The sequence below is a fragment of the Rothia nasimurium genome, from assembly GCF_004569295.1.
GTDB lineage: Bacteria > Actinomycetota > Actinomycetes > Actinomycetales > Micrococcaceae > Rothia > Rothia nasimurium_B.
The window spans coordinates 1-19799 of sequence record NZ_SPQC01000005.1; the positions used below are offsets into that span (position 1 = coordinate 1).

The 19799-nt window shown below is 58.1% G+C and carries 17 protein-coding genes and 1 pseudogene; 10 read left to right on the plus strand and 8 right to left on the minus strand.

Annotation, left to right across the window (positions count from 1 at the left end):
- Positions 1-2: 2 nt before the first annotated feature.
- Together E4U03_RS02085 and E4U03_RS02090 are read right to left on the minus strand one after the other, a co-directional pair.
- The gene (locus E4U03_RS02085) at positions 3-1385 is read right to left on the minus strand and encodes an AAA family ATPase (RefSeq protein WP_135011333.1); all 1383 of its coding nucleotides are present in this window, start codon (positions 1383-1385) and stop codon (positions 3-5) included.
- On the minus strand, positions 1385-2032 hold the full coding sequence (locus E4U03_RS02090; protein WP_135011334.1) for an SAF domain-containing protein: 648 nt from the start codon (positions 2030-2032) through the stop codon (positions 1385-1387). Before E4U03_RS02090 ends, E4U03_RS02085 begins: the two co-directional genes overlap by 1 nt.
- Before the next feature lie 211 nt (positions 2033-2243).
- Here E4U03_RS02090 and E4U03_RS02095 point away from each other — a divergent pair, with 211 nt between their 5' ends.
- Positions 2244-2474 (plus strand): helix-turn-helix domain-containing protein, encoded by a 231-nt coding sequence (locus tag E4U03_RS02095; protein WP_135011335.1) that lies wholly within the window; start codon positions 2244-2246, stop codon positions 2472-2474.
- A 10-nt stretch (positions 2475-2484) separates the two neighbouring features.
- Here E4U03_RS02095 and E4U03_RS02100 read toward each other — a convergent pair whose 3' ends face one another.
- Positions 2485-3042, minus strand: a complete 558-nt coding sequence (locus E4U03_RS02100) for a hypothetical protein (RefSeq protein ID WP_135011336.1) — start codon at positions 3040-3042, stop codon at positions 2485-2487.
- 748 nt (positions 3043-3790) lie between these two features.
- Between E4U03_RS02100 and E4U03_RS12715 the strand changes: the two genes are divergently transcribed.
- On the plus strand, positions 3791-4006 hold the full coding sequence (locus E4U03_RS12715; protein WP_167752231.1) for a LysM peptidoglycan-binding domain-containing protein: 216 nt from the start codon (positions 3791-3793) through the stop codon (positions 4004-4006).
- 20 nt (positions 4007-4026) lie between these two features.
- Positions 4027-4530 (plus strand): Rv3235 family protein, encoded by a 504-nt coding sequence (locus tag E4U03_RS02110; RefSeq protein ID WP_135011338.1) that lies wholly within the window; start codon positions 4027-4029, stop codon positions 4528-4530.
- 121 nt (positions 4531-4651) lie between these two features.
- Here the strand turns inward: E4U03_RS02110 and E4U03_RS02115 are convergent, their stop codons facing one another.
- The 3 genes from E4U03_RS02115 to E4U03_RS02125 form a co-directional block, all read right to left on the minus strand.
- Positions 4652-6040 (minus strand): RNA polymerase sigma factor, encoded by a 1389-nt coding sequence (locus E4U03_RS02115; protein WP_135011339.1) that lies wholly within the window; start codon positions 6038-6040, stop codon positions 4652-4654.
- Positions 6041-6228: 188 nt separating this feature from the next.
- A complete protein-coding gene (locus tag E4U03_RS02120; RefSeq protein WP_135011340.1) occupies positions 6229-7635 on the minus strand; it encodes a DUF4192 family protein in 1407 nt (468 codons plus the stop codon).
- A gap of 221 nt (positions 7636-7856) precedes the next feature.
- Complete coding sequence (locus tag E4U03_RS02125) at positions 7857-8822, minus strand: proteasome assembly chaperone family protein (RefSeq protein ID WP_135011341.1); 966 nt, start codon at positions 8820-8822, stop codon at positions 7857-7859.
- Between the two features lie 295 nt (positions 8823-9117).
- Here E4U03_RS02125 and E4U03_RS02130 point away from each other — a divergent pair, with 295 nt between their 5' ends.
- From E4U03_RS02130 to E4U03_RS02145, 4 genes are all read left to right on the plus strand, one after another.
- Positions 9118-10632: a leucyl aminopeptidase gene (locus tag E4U03_RS02130; RefSeq protein ID WP_135011342.1), complete on the plus strand. Its 1515-nt coding sequence runs from the start codon at positions 9118-9120 to the stop codon at positions 10630-10632.
- Positions 10633-10809: 177 nt separating this feature from the next.
- Positions 10810-12204: a dihydrolipoyl dehydrogenase gene (lpdA, locus tag E4U03_RS02135; RefSeq protein ID WP_135011343.1), complete on the plus strand. Its 1395-nt coding sequence runs from the start codon at positions 10810-10812 to the stop codon at positions 12202-12204.
- A 99-nt stretch (positions 12205-12303) separates the two neighbouring features.
- Positions 12304-13968 carry a 2-oxoglutarate dehydrogenase, E2 component, dihydrolipoamide succinyltransferase gene (sucB, locus tag E4U03_RS02140; protein WP_135011344.1) on the plus strand — a complete coding sequence of 555 codons (1665 nt, stop codon included), beginning with the start codon at positions 12304-12306 and terminating at the stop codon, positions 13966-13968.
- A gap of 161 nt (positions 13969-14129) precedes the next feature.
- Complete coding sequence (locus E4U03_RS02145) at positions 14130-14513, plus strand: hypothetical protein (RefSeq protein WP_135011345.1); 384 nt, start codon at positions 14130-14132, stop codon at positions 14511-14513.
- A 108-nt stretch (positions 14514-14621) separates the two neighbouring features.
- Here the strand turns inward: E4U03_RS02145 and E4U03_RS02150 are convergent, their stop codons facing one another.
- A complete protein-coding gene (locus E4U03_RS02150; protein ID WP_135011346.1) occupies positions 14622-16187 on the minus strand; it encodes a protein kinase in 1566 nt (521 codons plus the stop codon).
- Positions 16188-16376: 189 nt separating this feature from the next.
- Between E4U03_RS02150 and lipB the strand changes: the two are divergent.
- From lipB to E4U03_RS02165, 3 genes and pseudogenes are all read left to right on the plus strand, one after another.
- Positions 16377-17060: pseudogene (lipB, locus tag E4U03_RS02155) on the plus strand (lipoyl(octanoyl) transferase LipB); the annotation flags it as partial.
- 69 nt (positions 17061-17129) lie between these two features.
- The gene (gene lipA / locus E4U03_RS02160) at positions 17130-18137 is read left to right on the plus strand and encodes a lipoyl synthase (protein WP_135011348.1); all 1008 of its coding nucleotides are present in this window, start codon (positions 17130-17132) and stop codon (positions 18135-18137) included.
- Positions 18138-18264: 127 nt separating this feature from the next.
- Complete coding sequence (locus E4U03_RS02165) at positions 18265-19014, plus strand: DUF4191 domain-containing protein (RefSeq protein ID WP_245207638.1); 750 nt, start codon at positions 18265-18267, stop codon at positions 19012-19014.
- Positions 19015-19088: 74 nt separating this feature from the next.
- On the opposite strand, the gene E4U03_RS02170 is transcribed toward E4U03_RS02165, so the two are convergent.
- Positions 19089-19790, minus strand: a complete 702-nt coding sequence (locus E4U03_RS02170) for a hypothetical protein (RefSeq protein WP_135011349.1) — start codon at positions 19788-19790, stop codon at positions 19089-19091.
- Between the last annotated feature and the right edge of the window lie 9 nt (positions 19791-19799).

Below are 19799 nucleotides of genomic sequence, written 5' to 3' on the forward strand. Positions count from 1 at the left end.
GGTTAGGAGCGGGGGCGGCGGGTAAAGCGCACCCAGGGCTTCTTCTTTTCTACCATGCTCAGGCGCGGAGGGGGCGCTAGTGATGGGGCAGGTTTTCCAATCCCTAGGGCATTTCGGCTGGTGTCGGCGAGCCCCTGTAGCTGGCAGGCCAGTTCTGTCTGTGGGGCTGCTTCAAGAATTGTTGTTCCTGCTAGGCGGGCTTTATCAGCGGTTGCGCTGTCTTCTGGTAGCTGGGCTGCTATGGGCAGGCTGGGCCCGAATCGCTCCCAGGAGTGTTCGAGGGCGGCCTGGGCAGATGGGCCTAGGGCCTCGGTTCGGACGCGGTTGAAGACAATGCTGATTCTTTCATCAAGGGCCGGTCCAAGTACCTGGCTAAGGGTGTCGTAGGCTTTGATAAGACGCGGTACGCCCACAAGGTCTGCTAGGCCAAGAGCTATCAGGTGGTCAGCTCGCCCCAGGCTGGTCAGGGTTGCGTCGTTTCGTTGGGGAGTCAAACCGTCAAAGCTCAGAGCTGGGTCTTCTTCAAGGCAGAAAGAAGTATCGATAACCACCAGGTCGTATGTTGAAACCAGTGTATCGAGTACGAGGTCGAGAGCGTTTGAGCGTACCTCTACCCAGCGATCTGGCCGGTTGATGCCGGTGATGATATCGAAGTAGTGGGAGCGGTACGAGACGGTGTGGGTAAGTTCTTTGAGCTGTTGCTGGGTTATGCCTCCCCGGTCTGCATGGTGGCAGAGTTGGGCGAGGCTTGAGTAGTCGTCAGTAAGGCCTAGAGCAGCTCCCACGGACGCCCCGTAGGTATCTGCGTCCACTAAACAAACCGAGTACCCTGTTTCTGCGTAGGCTGCTGCCAGGTTGATGGCCAGGGTGGTACGTCCCGGTGAACCGTAGGGGCCCCACACCGCTACCACCTTCCCTTCCGCAGGTGAGGGGGCAGGAGCGTCCTGCTTTTCATCGCCCCTTTTGGGGTGACTTTGAGCCGGGGCAGAGAGGGCAGGCTCCTCGTGCTGAGCCTGGTTGGCCTGCTCACCGGTCTGCTCTGAATTCAACAGGGTATCGACGGCCTTTTCGATCTCGCTAACGATCTCTGCGGTATCGGCTAGAGAATCAATCGAGTGGATGCCTTCTATAGGAGGCTGGGTTCCCTGGTCATTGACAAGACACACTGCCACCTCAAGGTGGTGCAGGGATTTGACCATGGAAAGAGTGAGCTCTTCTCCCCTGGTCACGATCAGCACAGCGCGGGCAAGGCCGCTTTGTGCAAGTCCCAGCATTTCACCGATATCGTGCACGTGTCTGACCACGCTCACCTGGCCACGCTGAGATTCAATGGCTGAAACGAAACGTCCGCCCTCATCGCCAACAACAACGACAGGAACCTGCATTAGTTCCCTCCTGGTGCGTAGGCCGACGGGACCAGGCTGATGACCGCTCCCCTGCTGGTGGCACCGAGGACTGTGGGCAGGACGTCATGGTTTACCCACAGCTCAACAGCCGAACGTCCGGTTCCTCCAATCACAGATTCTTGGGCCGTTACAGAATGCACCTCGGCTGATTCTGCGATGACCACGGGATCACCGTACGAGTTGGCCCCCTCTGTCTTGTAGGCAACCCAAATATCTACCCGGTTGCCAGGAACATATTCGGCTACCGCGTACTGATCAAGTAGCAGGGTAACGAGCCTGCGCCCATCGCTTACCTCGGTGGACAGCGACCGGGGTGAGAGAAGCTCCCCCGCCGTTAGCGGACGGGTAGCTACCGATCCGTCAGCGATTACTTGCTCCGCTGAAAGGTAGAGACCTGCTGATTCACCTAGCTTGACCTGGGCAGTTGTCACGTTATCAGTGGTAATTTTTTCACCAATACCGATATCTTTACTGGCAACATAGTAGGGCTGAGTCTGATTGGTAGCTCGGATAAGGCCGACGACGCCCAGAACCGAGAGAAGAATAATTAGGACGCCCGCCAGCAGCTTAGGATCGCGGAACCCCAGCTTTCTGAAACGGGGAGCAAGATTTTCTTGAGCCATCATGACACCTCTTTGAGTCAGGAAGTTTTCCTCGTTGACAGCAGTTTCCCTAATCAGAACATCAATTTCAAAGATTGCACGTATTTTTGACCAAAGTTACGCAAAATCCAGCAAGTTATCCACAGGCCTTGCTTCTTCTATCAAGGTAGTTCAAAATGCACTAAACTAAGCAAAGAATCCCCCACTCACTCCCCCATTTCAGAAGGAACCAGATATGGTTGAACAGCGCTTTCTCACACTGACCGACGTCGGTGAAATTCTCAATATATCCCCCAGCCAAACTCGCGCCCTGGTGCGCTCGGGGGAGCTGAAGGCCATCCAGATTGGCGGCAGAAACCAGTGGCGGGTTGAAAAGAGCATGCTCGAAGCATATATCAGCGAGCGCTATGCGATGACCGAAGAAGCTATTCGGGCCGAGCAGGCCGAACGAGCCGATATCTCCTAAAACAGACTGTTTATCCCGCTACCCTGATAGCGGCAATTGAGGTGAAGAGGACGCATCGTGGAGTTCCCCGAGTTCCGCGGGAGTCCTCTTTGTGCGCCTGTATGCCTATGATTTCACAATAGTCAGCGCCGACAGCCCGAACCCTACCCGCACTGGTGAGACCTGTTCCTCCTGCATGATAAATGTGGATATCACGCTGGGCTGCGCTGAGAGCCCGCAGGGCAGACCCCAGCGTGAGCTTGCGAGACACTTCATGGGCTTCACCCACGGCCTGATGGTTTCCGCCCTCCCAGTAAAGAAGGTGCGCAAGCGGAAGAACGAGGCCGCCGGCGTCCGTCTCTAGCTGAAGCCAACCCAGCCCTAAAGTCTCCAGTCTCCCCCACCAAATATCTCCAGTAGACCCGTGAATAGTCAGCAGCTGCCCAAGCTGGGCTGCCAAACGGTCAGCCACGGTGACTCGAGAAAGCTCTATCTGGCGGAGCTCGCGAGCATCCGCCTCGTAATCTCGGTGTTTTTGTGCTTCCATCTGGATTTCGTAATCGCGGAAGAGCAAATCTAGGTGTGCCATGCACTGAGGATACCCCGCCAACGAAAATTTGTTGAAAAATTTGCTACAAGCCTCTTGAATCCACCACAAAGGGAAGTAATATGATACATAAATCATCAAACTACATCAAATGACATGATTTGAGGTGAAAGAAGTGGCATCGCGATTTTTTGCCCTATGCACAGCTAATCTGATTCCCCTCCTAGCGCTGAGTGGAGCTGGCGCATCAGGCATGCTACTTCACTCACTTCTGAGCGAAGAGAATCAAGGTCTAGGGCTCACTTCTCGTAGCCCGGGCAGCTGGATGAGCCTGCTAGTCTGCGCTACCGCTGGCTTGCTTTGCCTCTGTATCGCCCTCTGGTGGCTAGCTGGTTTAGGCTTCTACTACAGCGCCCTAGCTCGTGCCCGACGCTCTACCCTGCACATACAACTGCCGGCCTGGGCCCCAGGACTCCTTAAAACACTTGCGGGAGCTTCTTTAGGTCTGGGGGCCTTAGCACCCACCCAGGCCTATGCCCTTCCCCTTGAGCAAGCTATTTCGGTAACAGCAAGAGTGCACAACGGCGAAACAAGCTCGCCCCTATTCCCTCATGCTTCTCAAATTAATCACGACGTCGAGGCATTATCAGATGACTCCACCCTAGCCTCTGCTACTTCACCCCTCTTTTCCCAAGCACACCCCCAGGGACGTGCAACAATCACGGTTCTTCCCGTTACGACAAAGAGCTACCAGCCCATTTCCCCCCCCCTCTTCGGGGGTGCTACCCGCGTGCAGCCGGATTTTTCAGAAGACGTAGCAGCTACTACCTATACCGTGGCCCCGGGTGACTCGCTATGGAGTATCGCAGAAGACCAACTGACTCCCGATGCCTCAGGAGCTGAAGTACTAGCGCTCGTGCACACTATCTGGCAACTCAACCACAAAACCATCCCCACCCTGGACACCCTAATTTTCCCAGGTCAAACGATTACCCTACCCCGCTAGGTTTTGCAAAGGAGCACACCATGAAAACCGCTTTCCCAGAACGCGATGACCGCAAATACATCATCGTCGAAGCTACCGAATACGCCGAAAAATATGCACCCTACTTTGAAAAGGGCCAGCCAGCAGAACCTGCCGTCAGCCTCTCCTTTATCAATCAAGAAGAGCAGGCCCTTGAGCAGCTGGGGGTTCGCATTGGTACCGCTGCCATCGAAGTTTTCATGGGGCGCAGGCCTCAGCACCATCTAGCTCCCTGGATGACAACCGGCTGCTACCGCACCCTAGAAAAGCAGCTTGAACAGGCAAAAGCCGCCATTCGCTACCGGCAGCGTCATTACCCCCAGGCCCTTTGCCCCAGCAAGCCACCTGCTGTAATCCGCCCGCGACGTATCATCGTCCAGAAAGTCGCTGAAACTGCCTATGAAATGAGTTTGCTGGTGACCGACGACGTCCGTACCCGGGCCGTAGCCCTACGGGCAGAACGCAAACGGGGCAACTGGAAAATCGCCACCCTCGCCATCGCATAACTCCCAGATAGCTAGCAACTCCCACCTTCTCTTATGCCAGCAGCCCCATCAAAAAAGCGGGTGCCCTCGAGTCAGAACACTCAAGGGCACCCGCCTATACCGCACTACAGTAGTTCGGTTTTTAGTCTAGGTAGTCACGCAGAACCTGGGAACGGCTGGGGTGACGGAGCTTAGACATAGTCTTTGATTCAATCTGGCGGATACGCTCGCGGGTAACGCCGTAGACCTTGCCGATTTCATCAAGGGTCTTGGGCTGGCCGTCGGTCATACCAAAGCGCATAGCAACAACACCTGCTTCGCGCTCAGAGAGGGTATCAAGAACCGAGTGCAGCTGCTCCTGGAGAAGGGTGAATGAGACAGCATCGGCAGGTACTACTGCTTCGGAGTCCTCAATCAGGTCGCCAAACTCAGAGTCGCCGTCCTCGCCCAGAGGGGTGTGCAGGGAGATCGGCTCGCGGCCGTACTTCTGAACCTCAATGACCTTTTCAGGGGTCATATCGAGTTCCTTAGCGAGCTCTTCAGGGGTGGGTTCGCGGCCCAAATCCTGCAGCATCTGACGCTGGACGCGGGCCAGCTTGTTGATAACCTCAACCATGTGCACGGGGATGCGGATGGTACGGGCCTGGTCAGCCATTGCACGGGTGATAGCCTGACGGATCCACCAGGTTGCGTAGGTTGAGAACTTGAAGCCCTTTGAGTAATCGAACTTCTCAACGGCACGAATCAGGCCCAGGTTACCTTCCTGAATCAGGTCGAGGAAAAGCATGCCGCGGCCGGTGTAACGCTTGGCCAGTGAGACCACCAGACGCAGGTTGGCTTCCAGCAGGTGGTTCTTAGCGCGACGTCCGTCGTGAATCACCCAGCGCAGTTCCTTCTTGAGCTGCGGGTCCATGTCGGGGTTCTCTTTGAGCTTGTGCTCGGCGTAGAGTCCGGCCTCAATACGCATAGCCAGGTCGACTTCCTGCTCAGCGTTCAGCAGGGCAACCTTACCAATCTGCTTGAGGTAGTCCTTGACGGGGTCTGCGGTAGCACCGGGGGTAACGACGCGGACGGCAGGAGCGTCGTCTTCATCGTTGTTGGTCAGGACGAAGCCAGAACCCTTAGCTGCTACAGCTTCAGCTTCTTTCTTCTCTTCCTTGGTGACAGAGTCTGCCTCGTCTTCATCGACATCTTCGATGTCGTCGCTATCGAGGTGCTCGTCGTCCAGATCGATATCGTCGTCGGCGAAATCGTCGTCCTCGTCCTTAGCCTTGCGGCTCTTCTTGGGGGCAGCCTTCTTAGCTGCGGTCTTCTTGGGGGCTCGCTGAGGTGCGGCGCTTTCTTCGTCGTCTGCTTCTACGGCGTCTGCTGCCTCGTCAGCCTTTTTTGCTTTGGTGCGAGTTGAGGTTTTTTTAGCGGTGGCTTTGGTTGCAGCGGTTTCGCTGGCTGCTTTCTTGCGTGCGGCTGGTGACACAGAAAACCTTTCTGAGCTAGTTGACCGTAGCGAGTGTGATGCGGTGTTCGCGGTCAAAACACCTAAGACCCTGTCAAGTGATCGATTCGCACAATACAGTTTCCAGGGTATCTATCGGTGGGTATAACGCCCGGGTAGGGGCTTCTATTCCCGATAGGAAGCTGTATTTTTGAGAGACACTTTGAGCGGGGTCAATAGTCAAGTATGACATGTTTTAGGTTTTCTAGCGAAGAAGGCTCGGCCGCTTATCTGCTGTTCTTGGTCACGTAGGTCTCTGGGGCTCCACCGGGCAGAGTAAGCCAGGTAGGGAAAGCACTGATACTCAAAAGGTAATGCAGGGGTAAAGAGCCCCCATCGCGGTAGGTGCTGTCAATAGCCTCCAGCAGGTAGAAGGCTTCCGTAGAGTTGCCCCGCATCCAGCTCACCCACGCTTGTGCAGCAAGAAGGGAAGCTTCGGCCTTTCCCGTAGCGGAGCTTTCCAGCACGGCTGCCAAATGCCACAAAGCTTCCAGGCGCTTCCAGTCTGGCGGGGTGGGATCTACACCAAAGAGAGTTTCAGCCATTTCCTTCAGACTGTCTTCGGTGCTATCTATCTGCTCGTGCACACCCTGTTCAGACTGACTGAGACGATCGAGCTGGTACCGGTGCAGGGTTGACGGCAGGGGCAGAACCCTATCCCCCGCAGTTTGCCTGTTCAGCCCCAGCGCTTGGCCCCCCTGTTCTAGAGCTCTCAGAGCTGCTAACGAGTCTTTGAGGGTGCGGCAGGCCTGAAGAATCACGAGCTGGAGGGTTGCAAAGCTATCGAAAGAAGCGATCAGAAAACCAGCTGCATCGGGAATCACCTTGGCGCGTATAGTATCGGCTAAGGTCCCGAAGTAGAGCCCCCTGCTACCCTGCGACCCAACAAGCAGGGAAGTAACAGCATCTATAGCCTGCTCCCACAGCTCTAGTTCAGCAGCAATTTGGCAGGCTTCTTGGGAATTTTGCTCTTGTTTCTCTTCCAAGTAGAAAGCGCTATAGGCTTCCGCATTAACCTGCCAACGTTCTTGCCCATCAGGGTCCTCAGTTCCCAGCGCCGTGCGATTCTTAAGTTCCTGGGCTTCATGTGCATCACTCGCGACAAGCGACCCGTGGGCTACCAGTTCGCTATACAGCGGGCTAGTCAAGATCTCGTCTAGAAAACCGGCAGGAGCCAGCTGCCCTTCAGCCGGGTTCACAGCCCAGTAGGCCTGCTGCCCTACCGCAAGCACATCGAGTATATTCAGTCCGTGAAGGGTTGCGTGGGCTGGCGCGAGCTCCGCATAGCATTGGGCTGCTTCTAGGAAGGTTTTTTCTACCGAAACATCCACTTCTCCGGAGGCTGCGCCGTCGGCGAAGAGCAGCAAGAATACGCTGGTGATGGGGTCCCCTGTAGGGCTATGGGTGGGGAAGGCCTCGAAGGTATAGGTCAGAAAGTCATCCGGCGCTACCTCAGAAACATCGGGCATATCAACGCGCAGCAGGGGCCCTGCTCCCCCGTCACTCAGGGCCAAGAGCATGATGGACTTTTCAGGCCAGTAGCCTAAAAGATGCAGGGCAAGGGCGAGGACGTCGCGCTCCGAGCTGAGGTAGGTAACGATAGGTTCTTCTGGGGTGTGGTGATTCTCTGTCATACCTATCAGGCTGATAGAGAAGAGTATCTAAGACGAGCCCAAGCGGGCCTGTGGATATTCCCCACCCGCTGGGCATCCGGTATCCGCCCATGTCAAAGGAAATAATCAAGCCTTCATGGAGCACATGCTTCCCATAAATCGGTGAACCTGTGACGCATCTATGACGCCCTTAAAGCGGGTTTCCACAGGTAGCTTCACCGCGGGGCCAGGCCCGGGCCGGTTTAGGAACCGGAGGGGCCCAGGCCGCGGGGGCCGTCGCCGTCCGCATCCCGAGTGTTGTGATCGAGCTGAGCCAAGAAGGCCTCTACCTCATAACCGATTTCATCCCGGCTGGGCACCCGACCAGCGGCACGCTCAGAAAGGGGGAGGCTACCGAACCCCTGGGCGGCGTTCGCGTCGTAGGACTCTTCGAGGCGCTGAATCATCATCTGAATTTCAGGGCTAGCGCTAGCCTGCTCGTCAATCTGTAGCTGAACGTTCTCAGACAGCTCACGCAAACGGTCTGAAGGCAGGCTCAGCTTAGCGGCCAGTGACAGGTGCTCCATAGCAACAAGCGCGGTCTGGGGCAGCTCCGACTCCGACAGGTACTGCGGCACATTCACTGCGAAACCGGCGGTTCCAATGCCGGCCTCGGTCAGGCGCACCTCCAGCAGGCTCGATACCGACCCTGGCACCAGAGCCTCGGGCTGGAAGGAGGAAATGCCGACCGTCAGGTCCTTACGGGACCCGTGCGCTGTCACGGGGATAGGTCGGGTATGCGGCACTGGCATGGGGAAACCGGTCACGGACAGGGCCACCGACACTTCAAGACGCTGGGCAATATCCACCACATCGGCCGTAAATCGCTGCCAGAGCAAGTCGGGCTCAGCACCGGTCAGCAACAAGAAAGGCTTACCCAGGCGGTCTTCTACCGCGTACAGCTTGAGTTCGGGAAGTACCGGGTTGGTGTAGTGGTCTTTTTTGAAGGTAATGCGAGGTTTGCGTGACCGGTAGTCGTGCAGGCGGTCAGCATCAAACTCGATGACCGGCACATTATCAAGTTCATGCAGAAGCACTTCACCCAGGTGCCCCGCGGTGCCACCGGCGTCCTGGGGGTGTGAGAGGGCAATGACGAGGGGCAGACCTCTCAATCGGTCGTTTTCAAACGCCCCGGCGTGAGCTATATACAGCCGATCTTCGTGCGCCATCTTCCTAGCCCCCTTCTTTCTTCCCGTCTTCTGTGAGTCTCTATAGTACTCCAGGGTGTAGCCACTGTGTAGCCTAATGTCGCAGGTATAACGCTGGGAATATACAGAACTATTCCTTCCAAGACCATAAATTCTCACCCTGGCGCCTCTGCCTGTTCGCTCGGCGGTGATTTAGCAGCAAGGGGCGTTGCGCAGATTACATTCGCGAGGCTTTTAGGACTAGGCTTATAGACGATACTGCAGTTGCCCTAGAGTGCGACTGCCCCTCTTATATCTACTGCGAAGGGAGATTTCTGTGAGCGATTCTCACGATTTGTTATTCTCTGTAACCGCCCCCGACCTTGAAGCCCTTGAGGCCGATGTGCTGGTGCTCGGTGTGTATTCCGGCAAGGAAGGCCCCTCACTGGCCACTAACCCCCTCGACGCAGAAACCGCCGAGGGCCTTGAGGCTATTTTGGAAGATTTGGGCGTCAGCGGCGGGCAGGACGAGCTCGTTCGACTTCCCGGCTTCGATGAAGCCGGCGCCGACGTCGTTGCCCTCATCGGCCTAGGCTCTCAGAAGGAAGACGCCGCTGCCCACCGTGTTGCCCTGCGCTACGCAGCGGGCTCAGCCGTCCGCCAGCTTGCCGGTGTAGAGACCGTAGCCCTCGCCCTGGGCGCAGAATCCGTTGAGGAAGTAGCAGCTATTGCAGAAGGCGCCGCCTACGGCGCTTTTGCCGATACCCAGCTGCGGGCCAAGACTGCCGAATCGGTCAAGGCTTCCGTCGCCGAGGTTCTCATTGTCACCGATGTAGCCCCCGCTGAGGCAGAAGGTGCTCTGACTCGGGCTCTCATTTTGGGTGAGGCCGTTGACCATACCCGTCGCCTGGTCAACACCCCGCCCTCCCATCTCTACCCCGAAACCTTCGCAGAGCGTGCCCTTACCCGCGTAGAGGACCTTGAAAATGTTCAAACCAAGGTCTGGGACTACGAAGAACTGGTCGCCGAAGGCTTCGGCGGCATCGCGGGTGTAGGCCAGGGCTCAGAGCGCAAGCCCCGCCTGGTAGAGGTCAAGTACACCCCCGAGAAGGCTGAAAAGACCATCGCCATTGTGGGGAAGGGCATCACCTTCGACACCGGTGGCATTTCGCTCAAGCCCGCCGGCTCCATGACCACCATGAAGTCCGACATGGCAGGTGCCGCAACCGTCCTCAACGTCGTAGCAGCAGCTTCTGAGCTCAACCTGCCGGTTGCCGTACACGGCTACCTCTGCCTGGCTGAGAACATGCCCGGCGGCAACTCCATTCGCCCCGAAGATGTGCTGACCATGCGCAGCGGTCACACCGTTGAAGTCATGAATACCGACGCCGAAGGCCGCCTGGTCATGGCCGACGGACTGGCCCTGGCCTCCGAGGGCGAGCCCGACGTCCTTCTCGACATCGCAACCCTCACCGGCGCCCAGCTCATCGCCCTGGGCGTGCGCACCGCAGCGGTCATGGGTGACGATACCGTCCGCCAGCAGGTTGTTGAAGCAGCTACCGAAGCCGGTGAAGACTACTGGCCCATGCCTATGCCCGAGCACCTGCGCAAGAGCCTCAAGTCACCCGTCGCCGACCTGCAGAACATCGGCTCCCGCTACGGTGGCATGCTGGTAGCAGGCCAGTTCCTCGAAGAATTCGTGGGCGAAAAGGACGGCGCCAAAATTCCCTGGGCCCACCTGGACTTCGCAGGACCCTCCTTCAACGAGGAAGGCCCCTACGGTTTTACCCCCAAGGAAGGCACCGGCCACTCCATCGCCACACTAATTAAGTTCATCGAGGCCTACGCCTAAGCCTTACTTTCCAGGGAACTTTTACATTTGCACCCCGTTGCCCGCGTTCTAGCAGGTAACGGGGTGTAATCATACCCACCCGAGCAATAAAACACCTGCCAATAGTGGCAGGTGGACGCGTTCAAGGGATAAGCTAGAAAACGACAGTACATAAGGGGGCTTAGGCCTCCGCGACCCATGCAAGGGAGCGTCAACGTGGCCGATTCGGCAACAACAGAATTCGATATCCTCATCCTCGGTGGCGGTAGCGCCGGTTACTCCGCAGCTCTGCGCGCGGTACAGCTGGGCTTCACCGTAGGTCTGATCGAAAAGAGCAACCTGGGCGGCACCTGCCTGCACACCGGTTGCATCCCCACCAAGGCTTACCTGCACGCTGCAGAACTCGCTTCCGAGGCTCAGCACGCTTCAAAGTACGGTGTAAACACCACCCTCGAGTCCATCGACATGGCTAAGGTTCGTGACTACAAGGACGGCATCGTCGCCGGCAAGTTCAAGGGCCTGACCGGCCTTCTCAAGATGAAGAAGGTCACCGTCATCGAGGGCGGAGGCAAGCTCACCGGCAAGGATACCATCACCGTCGCTGGCACCGAATACAAGGGCAAGCACATCATCCTGGCATCCGGTTCTGTCTCCAAGACTTTCGGCATCGAGATTCGTGACCGCGTGCTCACCTCCACCGAAGCCCTGCAGATGGACTACCTGCCCAAGAGCGCTATCGTTCTGGGCGGCGGCGTCATCGGTTCCGAGTTCGCCTCCATGTGGAACTCCATGGGCGTAGAGGTCACCGTCATCGAGGGCCTGCCCCACCTGGTTCCCAATGAAGACCCCTCCATCATCAAGGTCGTTGAGCGCGAGTTCAAGAAGCGCGGCATCAAGTCCTCCCTGGGCAAGTTCTTCAAGACCGTTGAACAGGACGCCAACGGCGCCAAGATCACCCTTGAAGATGGCACCGTCTTCGAGGCAGACATCGTTCTTGTTGCTGTCGGCCGTGGCCCCAACACCGAGGGCTTTGGCTACGACGAGCAGGGCCTGACCATGGACCGCGGCTTTGTTATCACCAACGAGCGCCTGCACACCGGCGTTGGCAACATCTACGCTATCGGTGACATCGTCCCCGGCGTCCAGCTGGCCCACCGCGGTTACCAGCAGGGCCGCTTTGTTGCCGAAGAAATCGCAGGCCTTAACCCCCAGGTTGTTGAAGATATCAACATCCCCAAGGTCACCTTCTGCGAGCCTGAGATCGCCTCCATCGGCTACTCCCAGCCCAAGGCTGAAGAGAAGTTCGGCAAGGAAAACGTTGAGGTTGCAGAGTACAACCTGGCTGGCAACGGCAAGTCCTCCATCCTGGGCACCGGCGGTCTGGTCAAGGTCGTCCGTGAGAAGAACGGCCCCATCATCGGCGTTCACGCTGTTGGTAAGCGCATGGGCGAACAGATTGGTGAGGCCCAGATGTGGGTTGTCTGGGAAGCCTTCCCCGAAGATGTCGCCCAGTTCATCCACGCCCACCCCACCCAGAACGAATCTCTGGGCGAGGCTGCAATGGCTCTGGCAGGCGCGCCCCTGCACGGCTAAGACAAGCCCCTGCGGTAGGCACTGGCCTTGACCCTGGTTATAGGGCCAGCGCCTACCCCCTACAGATTTTTATCACTCACAAGGAGAGCACGAAGGACTATGTCCACCACCGTAGAACTGCCCGCACTGGGCGAATCCGTAACCGAGGGTACCGTTACCCGCTGGCTCGTTGAGGTTGGCGAAACCGTTGAGGTTGACCAGCCCATCGTTGAGGTTTCCACCGACAAGGTCGACACCGAGGTTCCCTCACCCGTAGCCGGTGTTGTTGAGAAGATTCTCGTTGAAGAGGACGAGGACGTCGAGGTCGGCGCGCCCCTCATCGTTATTGGCGACGGCTCCGGCGCAGGCTCATCTGACGATGCCCCCGCCGCAGAAGCCCCCAAGGCTGAAGAGAAGGAAGAAGCTCCCGCAGCTGAGGAAAAGAAGGAAGAGGCACCCGCTGCCGCACCCGCGTCCTCAGGCTCAGCTTCTGGCACCGAAGTTACCCTGCCCGCCCTGGGCGAGTCCGTCACCGAAGGCACCATCACCCGCTGGCTCAAGGAAGTTGGCGAAGAGGTTGCTGTTGACGAGCCCCTCGTAGAGGTTTCCACCGACAAGGTCGACACCGAGGTTCCCTCACCCGTAGCAGGTACCCTGCTCGAAATCCGCATCCAGGAAGATGAGGACGCCGAAGTCGGCCAGGTTCTGGCTATCATCGGTGACGCTTCAGCCGCTTCTGCTCCCATAGAAGAGAAGAAGGAAGAAGCACCCGCTGTTTCCTCCACCGACGAAGCTGCCGAGGCTCCCACTGTTGAACTGCCCACCGGCGAAAACGGCGAAGCCTACGTCACTCCCCTGGTCCGCAAGCTGGCCAAGCAGGAAGGTATCGACCTATCCACCATCAAGGGCACCGGTGTTGGCGGCCGCATCCGCAAGCAGGACGTCCTGGCTGCTGCTGAAGCTAAGAAGGGCGCTGCTCCCGCAGCATCAGCACCCGCTGCTGAAGCTCCCGCAACCGCAGCTCCTGCCAAGAAGGAAGCCCCCAAGGCTGCAGCGTCCTCAAAGCGCGGCACCACCGAAAAGGCTCCCCGTATCCGCCAGACCGTTGCTAAGCGCATGGTTGAGTCACTGGCTGTTTCAGCTCAGCTGACCACCGTCCAGGAAATCGACCTGACCCGTCTGGTTGCCCTGCGCAACAAGGCTAAGGCCGGCTTCGAGGCTCGCGAGGGCACCAAGCTCACCTTCCTGCCCTTCTTCACCAAGGCAGTCACCGAAGCTCTGCAGCAGTTCCCCCAGTTCAACTCATCCATGAGCGATGACTTTAAGGAAATCACCTACCACGGTTCCGAGAACATCGGCCTGGCAGTTGACACCCCCAAGGGCCTGCTCGTTCCTGTTGTCAAGGACGCCGGCGACCTCAACATCGCAGGTATCGCCAAGAAGATCAACGACGTTGCCAAGCGCGCCCGCGATGGCCAGGTCGGCCCCGAGGAGCTGTCAGGTTCAACCTTCACCATCTCCTCCACCGGCCAGACCGGCGGTGTCTTCTTCACCCCGATCATCAACCAGCCCAACGTAGCGATCTTGGGCATCGGCTCCACCAACAAGCGTCCTGCTGTTATCCAGGATGCCGAAGGTAACGATGTTATCGCTATCCGCTCACTGGCCTACTTCTCACTGACCTACGACCACCGCGTTGTAGACGGTGCAGACGCTGGCCGCTTCCTGGCCTTCCTCAAGCAGCGCCTTGAAGAAGCAGCTTTCGAAGCTGAGGTTGGTCTCTAAACCACAGCTCTTAGTTCTCTGAACTAGGCTTTCGGGTGCCCCGCTGGTAGCAGCCAGCGGGGCACTCTTCTGTCTTTTATAGGGTCTTGCGTGGTCACCCCCACACCGGTTTTAGTGGCGAACTGTCGCTAAACAAACAGGTATTACGTAGACTTGTCATCATGGCTATCGCATTTTCAATTCTTCTTTTCTTGCACATCGTTGGTGCCGCAATGGTTTTCGGCCTGTGGCTAGGCACCTTTAAGCAGGGCATCGTTCTGCCCGGCCAGTTCCACGCGGCCCTGCTGCAGGTCGTTACCGGTTTTGCTCTCTACTTCATCCAGATGTCACAGAACATGACTCTGAACCACATGATGATTGGCATCAAGATGGTGATTGCCCTGGTCATCGCTGTAGCTGCCTTTATGGGCCAGAAGAAGTACAAGGCTGCCCGCGCCCTGGGCACCCCTGAAAACGGTAAGAACGTAGCCCTGGCCCATACTGTTGGTGGCCTGGCTCTGATCAATATCGCTATCGCTGTTTTCATGCAGTACCCCCAGATCTAATAAGGCGAGAACACCTAGGTTCTTGATAGCAGGGGCGGTGTACCGGTTTGGTGCACCGCCCCTGGTCTATATAGCAACAGAGCAGCAGGGACTAGAGGGCGGACAGCTCTAGGGCTCTAGGGACAGGGGCCGCGCCTCAATCAGCAGGTAGGTTCCACCCTCGGCTTGGAGAATCAGCTCCACGCTTTGGAGCACCCTACCATCCTGCCGGCTTATACCCTGCGTTGCCAGTTCCTGGTCACTACCGGCGGGGCTATAGCCGGTCGCTTGCACCGTAGCCAGGAGCCTGTAGCCGTTCTCGGTTGCCGTAATCTCGCTGATATCAACCAGTTCTGTGCTCATATCGGCTAGAGCGGCTGCACCTTCATTTGCCAGTAGCTGGCTATCGGCTTCAGCCAGGGGTGAGCCTAAAACCGTATAATCGCTCATTCTCGCTGTTTCTCCCGAAGCAAGTACCCGGCTCCGGGCGGCTACGAGCTCTGCTGCGAGAAGAGCTATGTCGTCATCGCTGGGTTCTAGGGCTACTGCCTGGTCTTGCTCAACCGCTGCCGGGGTAGTTACATCATGCTGGGGCTCTGATGAGAACAGCTGGTACCCGGCCCCGCCCAGGGCTAGAGCCCCTATCAGGAGAGCGCCACTCAGGGCCCAGCGCTCCCGCAGATGCTGCCCTACCGGTAGTCGTCCGGGGCCTTTATCTTTCCTCCTAATATGGGGCAGCCCGCCTTGAGGCACCTTGCTCCCCCGCGATACATCGGGCAGTTTCCCGTAAATCTGGCGGCGTTGTTTCACCGCCCGGCGGGGCTCTACTGGCGCAGGCTGCCTGTAGGCAGGAAGACGGGGACGCGCGCTCTGGTGGGCGCTGAGATGGAGTTCGAGGGGCTCGAGGTCTGCCGCCAGTTCAATAAGTGCTAGTAGGTCAGCAAGCTGGGGCTGCTGGGCACGAGAGTCGATAGCGTCCTCAAGGGTCTGGGCCAGGGCCTCGCTGGCCTGGGGTACAGCCAGGTTCAGGGGAGCCCTCAGCCGCATAGCTTTAGGCTCTTCCCCGGTGAGACAGAGCCAGAGCAGGGCAGCGCAGGCTGCGATGTCATCTGCCTGCCGGCTCTTCTGTACCGCGGACGCCAGTGGGCGGGTATCGATATCGGGGGCAAGGAGTTTCAGCTCGCCCCGCACGGTGAAAACACAGTGGCGGGCCACTAGCGCAGAATAGGCAAAGCCCTGTTCGTGGAGGTAGGCCAGTGCCTGGGTGAGAGCCCGGGCAACGGTGGTTACCTGCCCCAGGGGCAGTTTTCCCTTGGCTCGGCAATAGTCGGCGAGGGTGCCAGCCTCGGCCGGTTCATACCAGATATGGTAGGAGTCCTGCGATGAGGTAACCGCATCGACCCTCAGCACTGCGGGGTGAGGGGTAAGGGAACACAGCCGTTCTGCGGCTTTCGCACTAGCTTCTGTGTCGCCGGTGATCTGAGTCAGGGTATAGGGGCCCGCCTGCAGCTCGAGGTGCGCGGCACTTTGATAGCCGCAATCCACTATCCAGGTGCTGTGGTGGGCTCCGCTTTCAAGGCGGTAGCGCGGGGTTACATCGGGTAGGTTACCGGGTATCGGCAGGGCCTGGTCGTTTTCTGGTTCAGGCGGTGCGGACGCCCGGGTCGGCTGGGGTAGGTCTATGGGGGTACTCATGCTTTAGCTATACACCACCTGGCAGCGCCACCGCCGGGAGTATCCACAGGGGCAGCATTTACACTAGTCAACTGCATGAAGGTACCCTGTGGATAAAAACGGCATCTATCGTCACAGCGCCACACCCCAGGTTCAGACGACCAGAGTCTCCCTGAATATTTTCACCCCACCACCAAAAGGGCTACCCTAGAAGGTATGGCACTTTTGTTTGAACGGGTCGGGCTTGCCCCCGACTATGTGGAATATACCTCCGCGCTGGACTACCAGCGCACCGTCCACGAAGAAGTCGCCACCGGCGTCCGGCAAAATACCGTCCTACTGCTAGAACACGAAGAAGTCATTACCGCCGGTAAGCGCACCGAAGACCACGAATACCCGACCGATAACCGCGTGCCCGTCATCAAAATTGACCGCGGCGGTAAGCTCACCTGGCACGGCCCTGGCCAGCTGGTTGGCTACCCCATCGTGCAGCTGCCCGAGCCTATCGACGTCGTCCGCTACGTGCGGGTGCTCGAAGAGGTGCTCATCAATGTCCTGACCGACCTGGGCATCACCTGCCAGCGAGTCGAGGGGCGTTCAGGCGTCTGGGTGCTAGGCGATGGCGCCCTGGTGCAAGACAAAAAAATTGCAGCTATCGGCATCCGCGTTGCAAAGAACACCACCATGCACGGCTTCTCCATCAACTGCAACAACCCCACCGACCCCTTCGGCGCCTTCATTCCCTGCGGCATCACCGATGCGGGCGTCACCACCATCAGCGAACAACTTGGCCGGAATATAACCCCCGCCGATATTGTTGACCGGGTAGAAGAAGAGCTGGCCCGTTACGCCGACCAGCTCGCCGCCGACTTCACACCGGCCCCCAGCGCATAAACCGCTCCCCCGGCAGAAGCTGCCAGCACACCCACCACAGGTTTACCACCAAAAGGAGAACCCCACCTCATGAGCGCCCAGCCAGAAGGCCGCAAGCTACTTCGCGTTGAAGCCCGCAATGCAGAGGTCCCCATCGAGAAGAAGCCCTCATGGATCAAAACCAAGGCCAAGGTTGGCCCCGAATACAAAGAAATGGTTGACCTAGCCCGAGGCTCTGGCCTTCACACCGTGTGTGAAGAGGCCGGCTGCCCCAACATCTACGAGTGCTGGGAAGACCGCGAAGCAACCTACCTGATCGGCGGTTCAGAATGCACCCGCCGCTGCGACTTCTGCATGATCGACACCGGTAAGCCCGTTGCCATTGACCGCACCGAGCCCCTTAAGGTGGCCCTCAACGTCAAGAAGATGGGGCTGCGCTACGCCACCGTTACCGGCGTGGCCCGTGACGACCTTGAGGACGGCGGTGCCTGGCTTTATGCGGAAACCATCCGCCAGATTCATCGCGTTTCACCCAACACCGGCGTCGAAATCCTGATCCCCGACTTCAAGGGTAAGGAAGAGGACGTCCAGCAGGTCATCGACGCAGCCCCCGAGGTCTTCGCTCACAACCTTGAAACCGTCCCGCGTATCTTCCGTCAGATTCGCCCCGCCTTCCGCTACGAGCGTTCCCTGGACGTCATCACCCAGGGCAAGGAAGCCGGTCTGATTACCAAGTCCAACCTGATTCTGGGCATGGGTGAAACCAATGACGAGGTGTACGAGGCCCTCTGCGACCTGCACGATGCCGGCTGCGATCTGATTACCCTTACCCAGTACCTGCGCCCCGGCCCGCTCTTCCACCCTATCGAGCGTTGGGTCAAGCCCGCCGAGTTCATTGAGCTCTCAAAGATGGCCGAAGAAATTGGCTTTGCCGGCGTGATGGCAGGCCCCATGGTGCGCTCATCATACCGTGCAGGTAAGCTCTGGGCCCGTGCCATGAAGAAGCAGGGACGCGAAATCCCTGAGCACCTGTCGCATATCGACGACTCAGGCTTTGCTATGCAGGAGGCCAGCTCCCTGGTAGCAGCAGGGGCCTAAAGGAGGCTAACCCCTAGGGTTTCAAAGCGCCCACCGGTTTCATCGGTGGGCGCTTGCCGTATAGAATGGGTAAGTTAGGGCGCGTATCGTACCCGCCCGCTCAGAATCGACTCACGAAGGAAACACAGTGGCTGAATCCCGTGGCAGCGCCCGCGCACAGACCCGCGAAGAAAAGAAAAAGGCTCGCGAAGAGCGCCGCGCCCAGCGCGGCCCCGGCATGTTTGCTCAGATGAAGCAGGTCTATGCCATGACCCGCGAGCAGGACCCCAACATCCCCTGGATTCTTGCTCTGGTCTTCTTTGGCACCGTCCTGGTCTTCCTGCTCATCGGCCTGCTGCTCAACAACTGGATTACCTTCCTTCTCATCGGTATCCCCCTGGGCATTCTTTTCGCCGTCATGGTGCTCTCCCGCCGGGCAGAAAAGGCAGCCTTCGCCCAGTTGGAAGGCCAGCCCGGTCGCTCCGGTGCAGCTCTTTCAACCCTGCGTCGCGGTTGGATTTTCGAGCAGCAGCCCGTAGCCGCTAACAAGTCCCAGGACGTCGTCTTCCGCGCCATCGGCCGCCCCGGCATCGTCCTGGTCACCGAAGGGCCTACCGGCCGTGTCAACGGTCTGGTCCAGAAGGAAAAGCTCAAGTACGCCAAGATCGTACCGACCGTTCCCGTAACCGTCATCAACACCGGGCACGCTGACGGCCAGGTTGAACTCAAGCAGCTCACCAAGACCATGAACAAGCTGCCCAAGAAGCTCACCCAGCAGGAAATGCACCAGGTAGCTAACCGCATTGATTCGCTCTCGAAGCACAACAACATGCTGAACGCTATTCCTAAGGGTATTGACCCCATGCGTATGCGCCCCGACCGTCGGGGCATGCGCTAAGCCGCAGGTTTCCCATCAAGAAGGGGCCCGCTCAACAGATGTTGAGCGGGCCCCTTCTTGATGCGTACAGGCTTCTACTGCATGGGCTTCTTCTTTGAACCGCGCCACCAGTTCATGATGAAAACGTAGGCGATCAGTGCCAGGGTTATCTGCATCATGTAGCGGTCAATGGTCTCAAGAGTGGGCTGGATGCCCTCGCCGAAACGCAACCCCAGGTAGAGGTAAAAGAGCTTATTGCCGATTGCTAGCAGGTAGATGTAAAGGCCGATAACCCAGCCCTTGAGTTTACGGATACCGGCGATAGCCACCAGAATCGTAGCCGGAATCGGTGAGAAAGGGATAAAGCCCAGCAGCAGACTCAGAAAGAGGTGCTTCTCAACAAAACCTTCAAGTTTGCGCCACCACAGGGGGGTGTGGTTAGCGAACAGCCAGGTGATGAAGTCCTGCCCCCAGTGCTTCCCCATAAAGAAGTAGACCGCCATGAACTTGATGTGGCTGGCGGCAGCAGCTGCGGTTAGGGCTGCCAGCATGAGGGCAGCTCCCTGATTCTGGGCAGCGGTGATTAGCAGTCCCAGCCCCGAACCGGTCAGCAAAGAAACCAGCCAGGGCGCGTTGACCAGCAGACTAGGTCGCAGGGGAATCATGACCATTGAGTAAATGGTCATGAAGGCGAGCAGGCTCAGCAGAACCTTGTCGATTGGCCTGGGCTGGGTCAGAAAGGACGGTAGCGCCGGGTCGTTCTCTTTCTGTGGCTCTTCGCCGGTAGGGTTCGTCATATCGTCTTT

Bases quoted from the DNA above. Each gene is read 5' to 3' on its own strand.
- E4U03_RS02090 (WP_135011334.1), bottom strand. From the start codon at position 2,032: ATGATGGCTCAAGAAAATCTTGCTCCCCGTTTCAGAAAGCTGGGGTTC.
- E4U03_RS02145 (WP_135011345.1), top strand. From the start codon at position 14,130: ATGGCTATCGCATTTTCAATTCTTCTTTTCTTGCACATCGTTGGTGCC.
- E4U03_RS02085 (WP_135011333.1), bottom strand. From the start codon at position 1,385: ATGCAGGTTCCTGTCGTTGTTGTTGGCGATGAGGGCGGACGTTTCGTT.
- E4U03_RS02100 (WP_135011336.1), bottom strand. From the start codon at position 3,042: ATGGCACACCTAGATTTGCTCTTCCGCGATTACGAAATCCAGATGGAA.
- E4U03_RS02110 (WP_135011338.1), top strand. From the start codon at position 4,027: ATGAAAACCGCTTTCCCAGAACGCGATGACCGCAAATACATCATCGTC.
- E4U03_RS02150 (WP_135011346.1), bottom strand. From the start codon at position 16,187: ATGAGTACCCCCATAGACCTACCCCAGCCGACCCGGGCGTCCGCACCG.
- E4U03_RS02170 (WP_135011349.1), bottom strand. From the start codon at position 19,790: ATGACGAACCCTACCGGCGAAGAGCCACAGAAAGAGAACGACCCGGCG.
- E4U03_RS02125 (WP_135011341.1), bottom strand. From the start codon at position 8,822: ATGGCGCACGAAGATCGGCTGTATATAGCTCACGCCGGGGCGTTTGAA.
- E4U03_RS02095 (WP_135011335.1), top strand. From the start codon at position 2,244: ATGGTTGAACAGCGCTTTCTCACACTGACCGACGTCGGTGAAATTCTC.
- lpdA (WP_135011343.1), top strand. From the start codon at position 10,810: ATGCAAGGGAGCGTCAACGTGGCCGATTCGGCAACAACAGAATTCGAT.
- E4U03_RS02120 (WP_135011340.1), bottom strand. From the start codon at position 7,635: ATGACAGAGAATCACCACACCCCAGAAGAACCTATCGTTACCTACCTC.
- sucB (WP_135011344.1), top strand. From the start codon at position 12,304: ATGTCCACCACCGTAGAACTGCCCGCACTGGGCGAATCCGTAACCGAG.
- lipA (WP_135011348.1), top strand. From the start codon at position 17,130: ATGAGCGCCCAGCCAGAAGGCCGCAAGCTACTTCGCGTTGAAGCCCGC.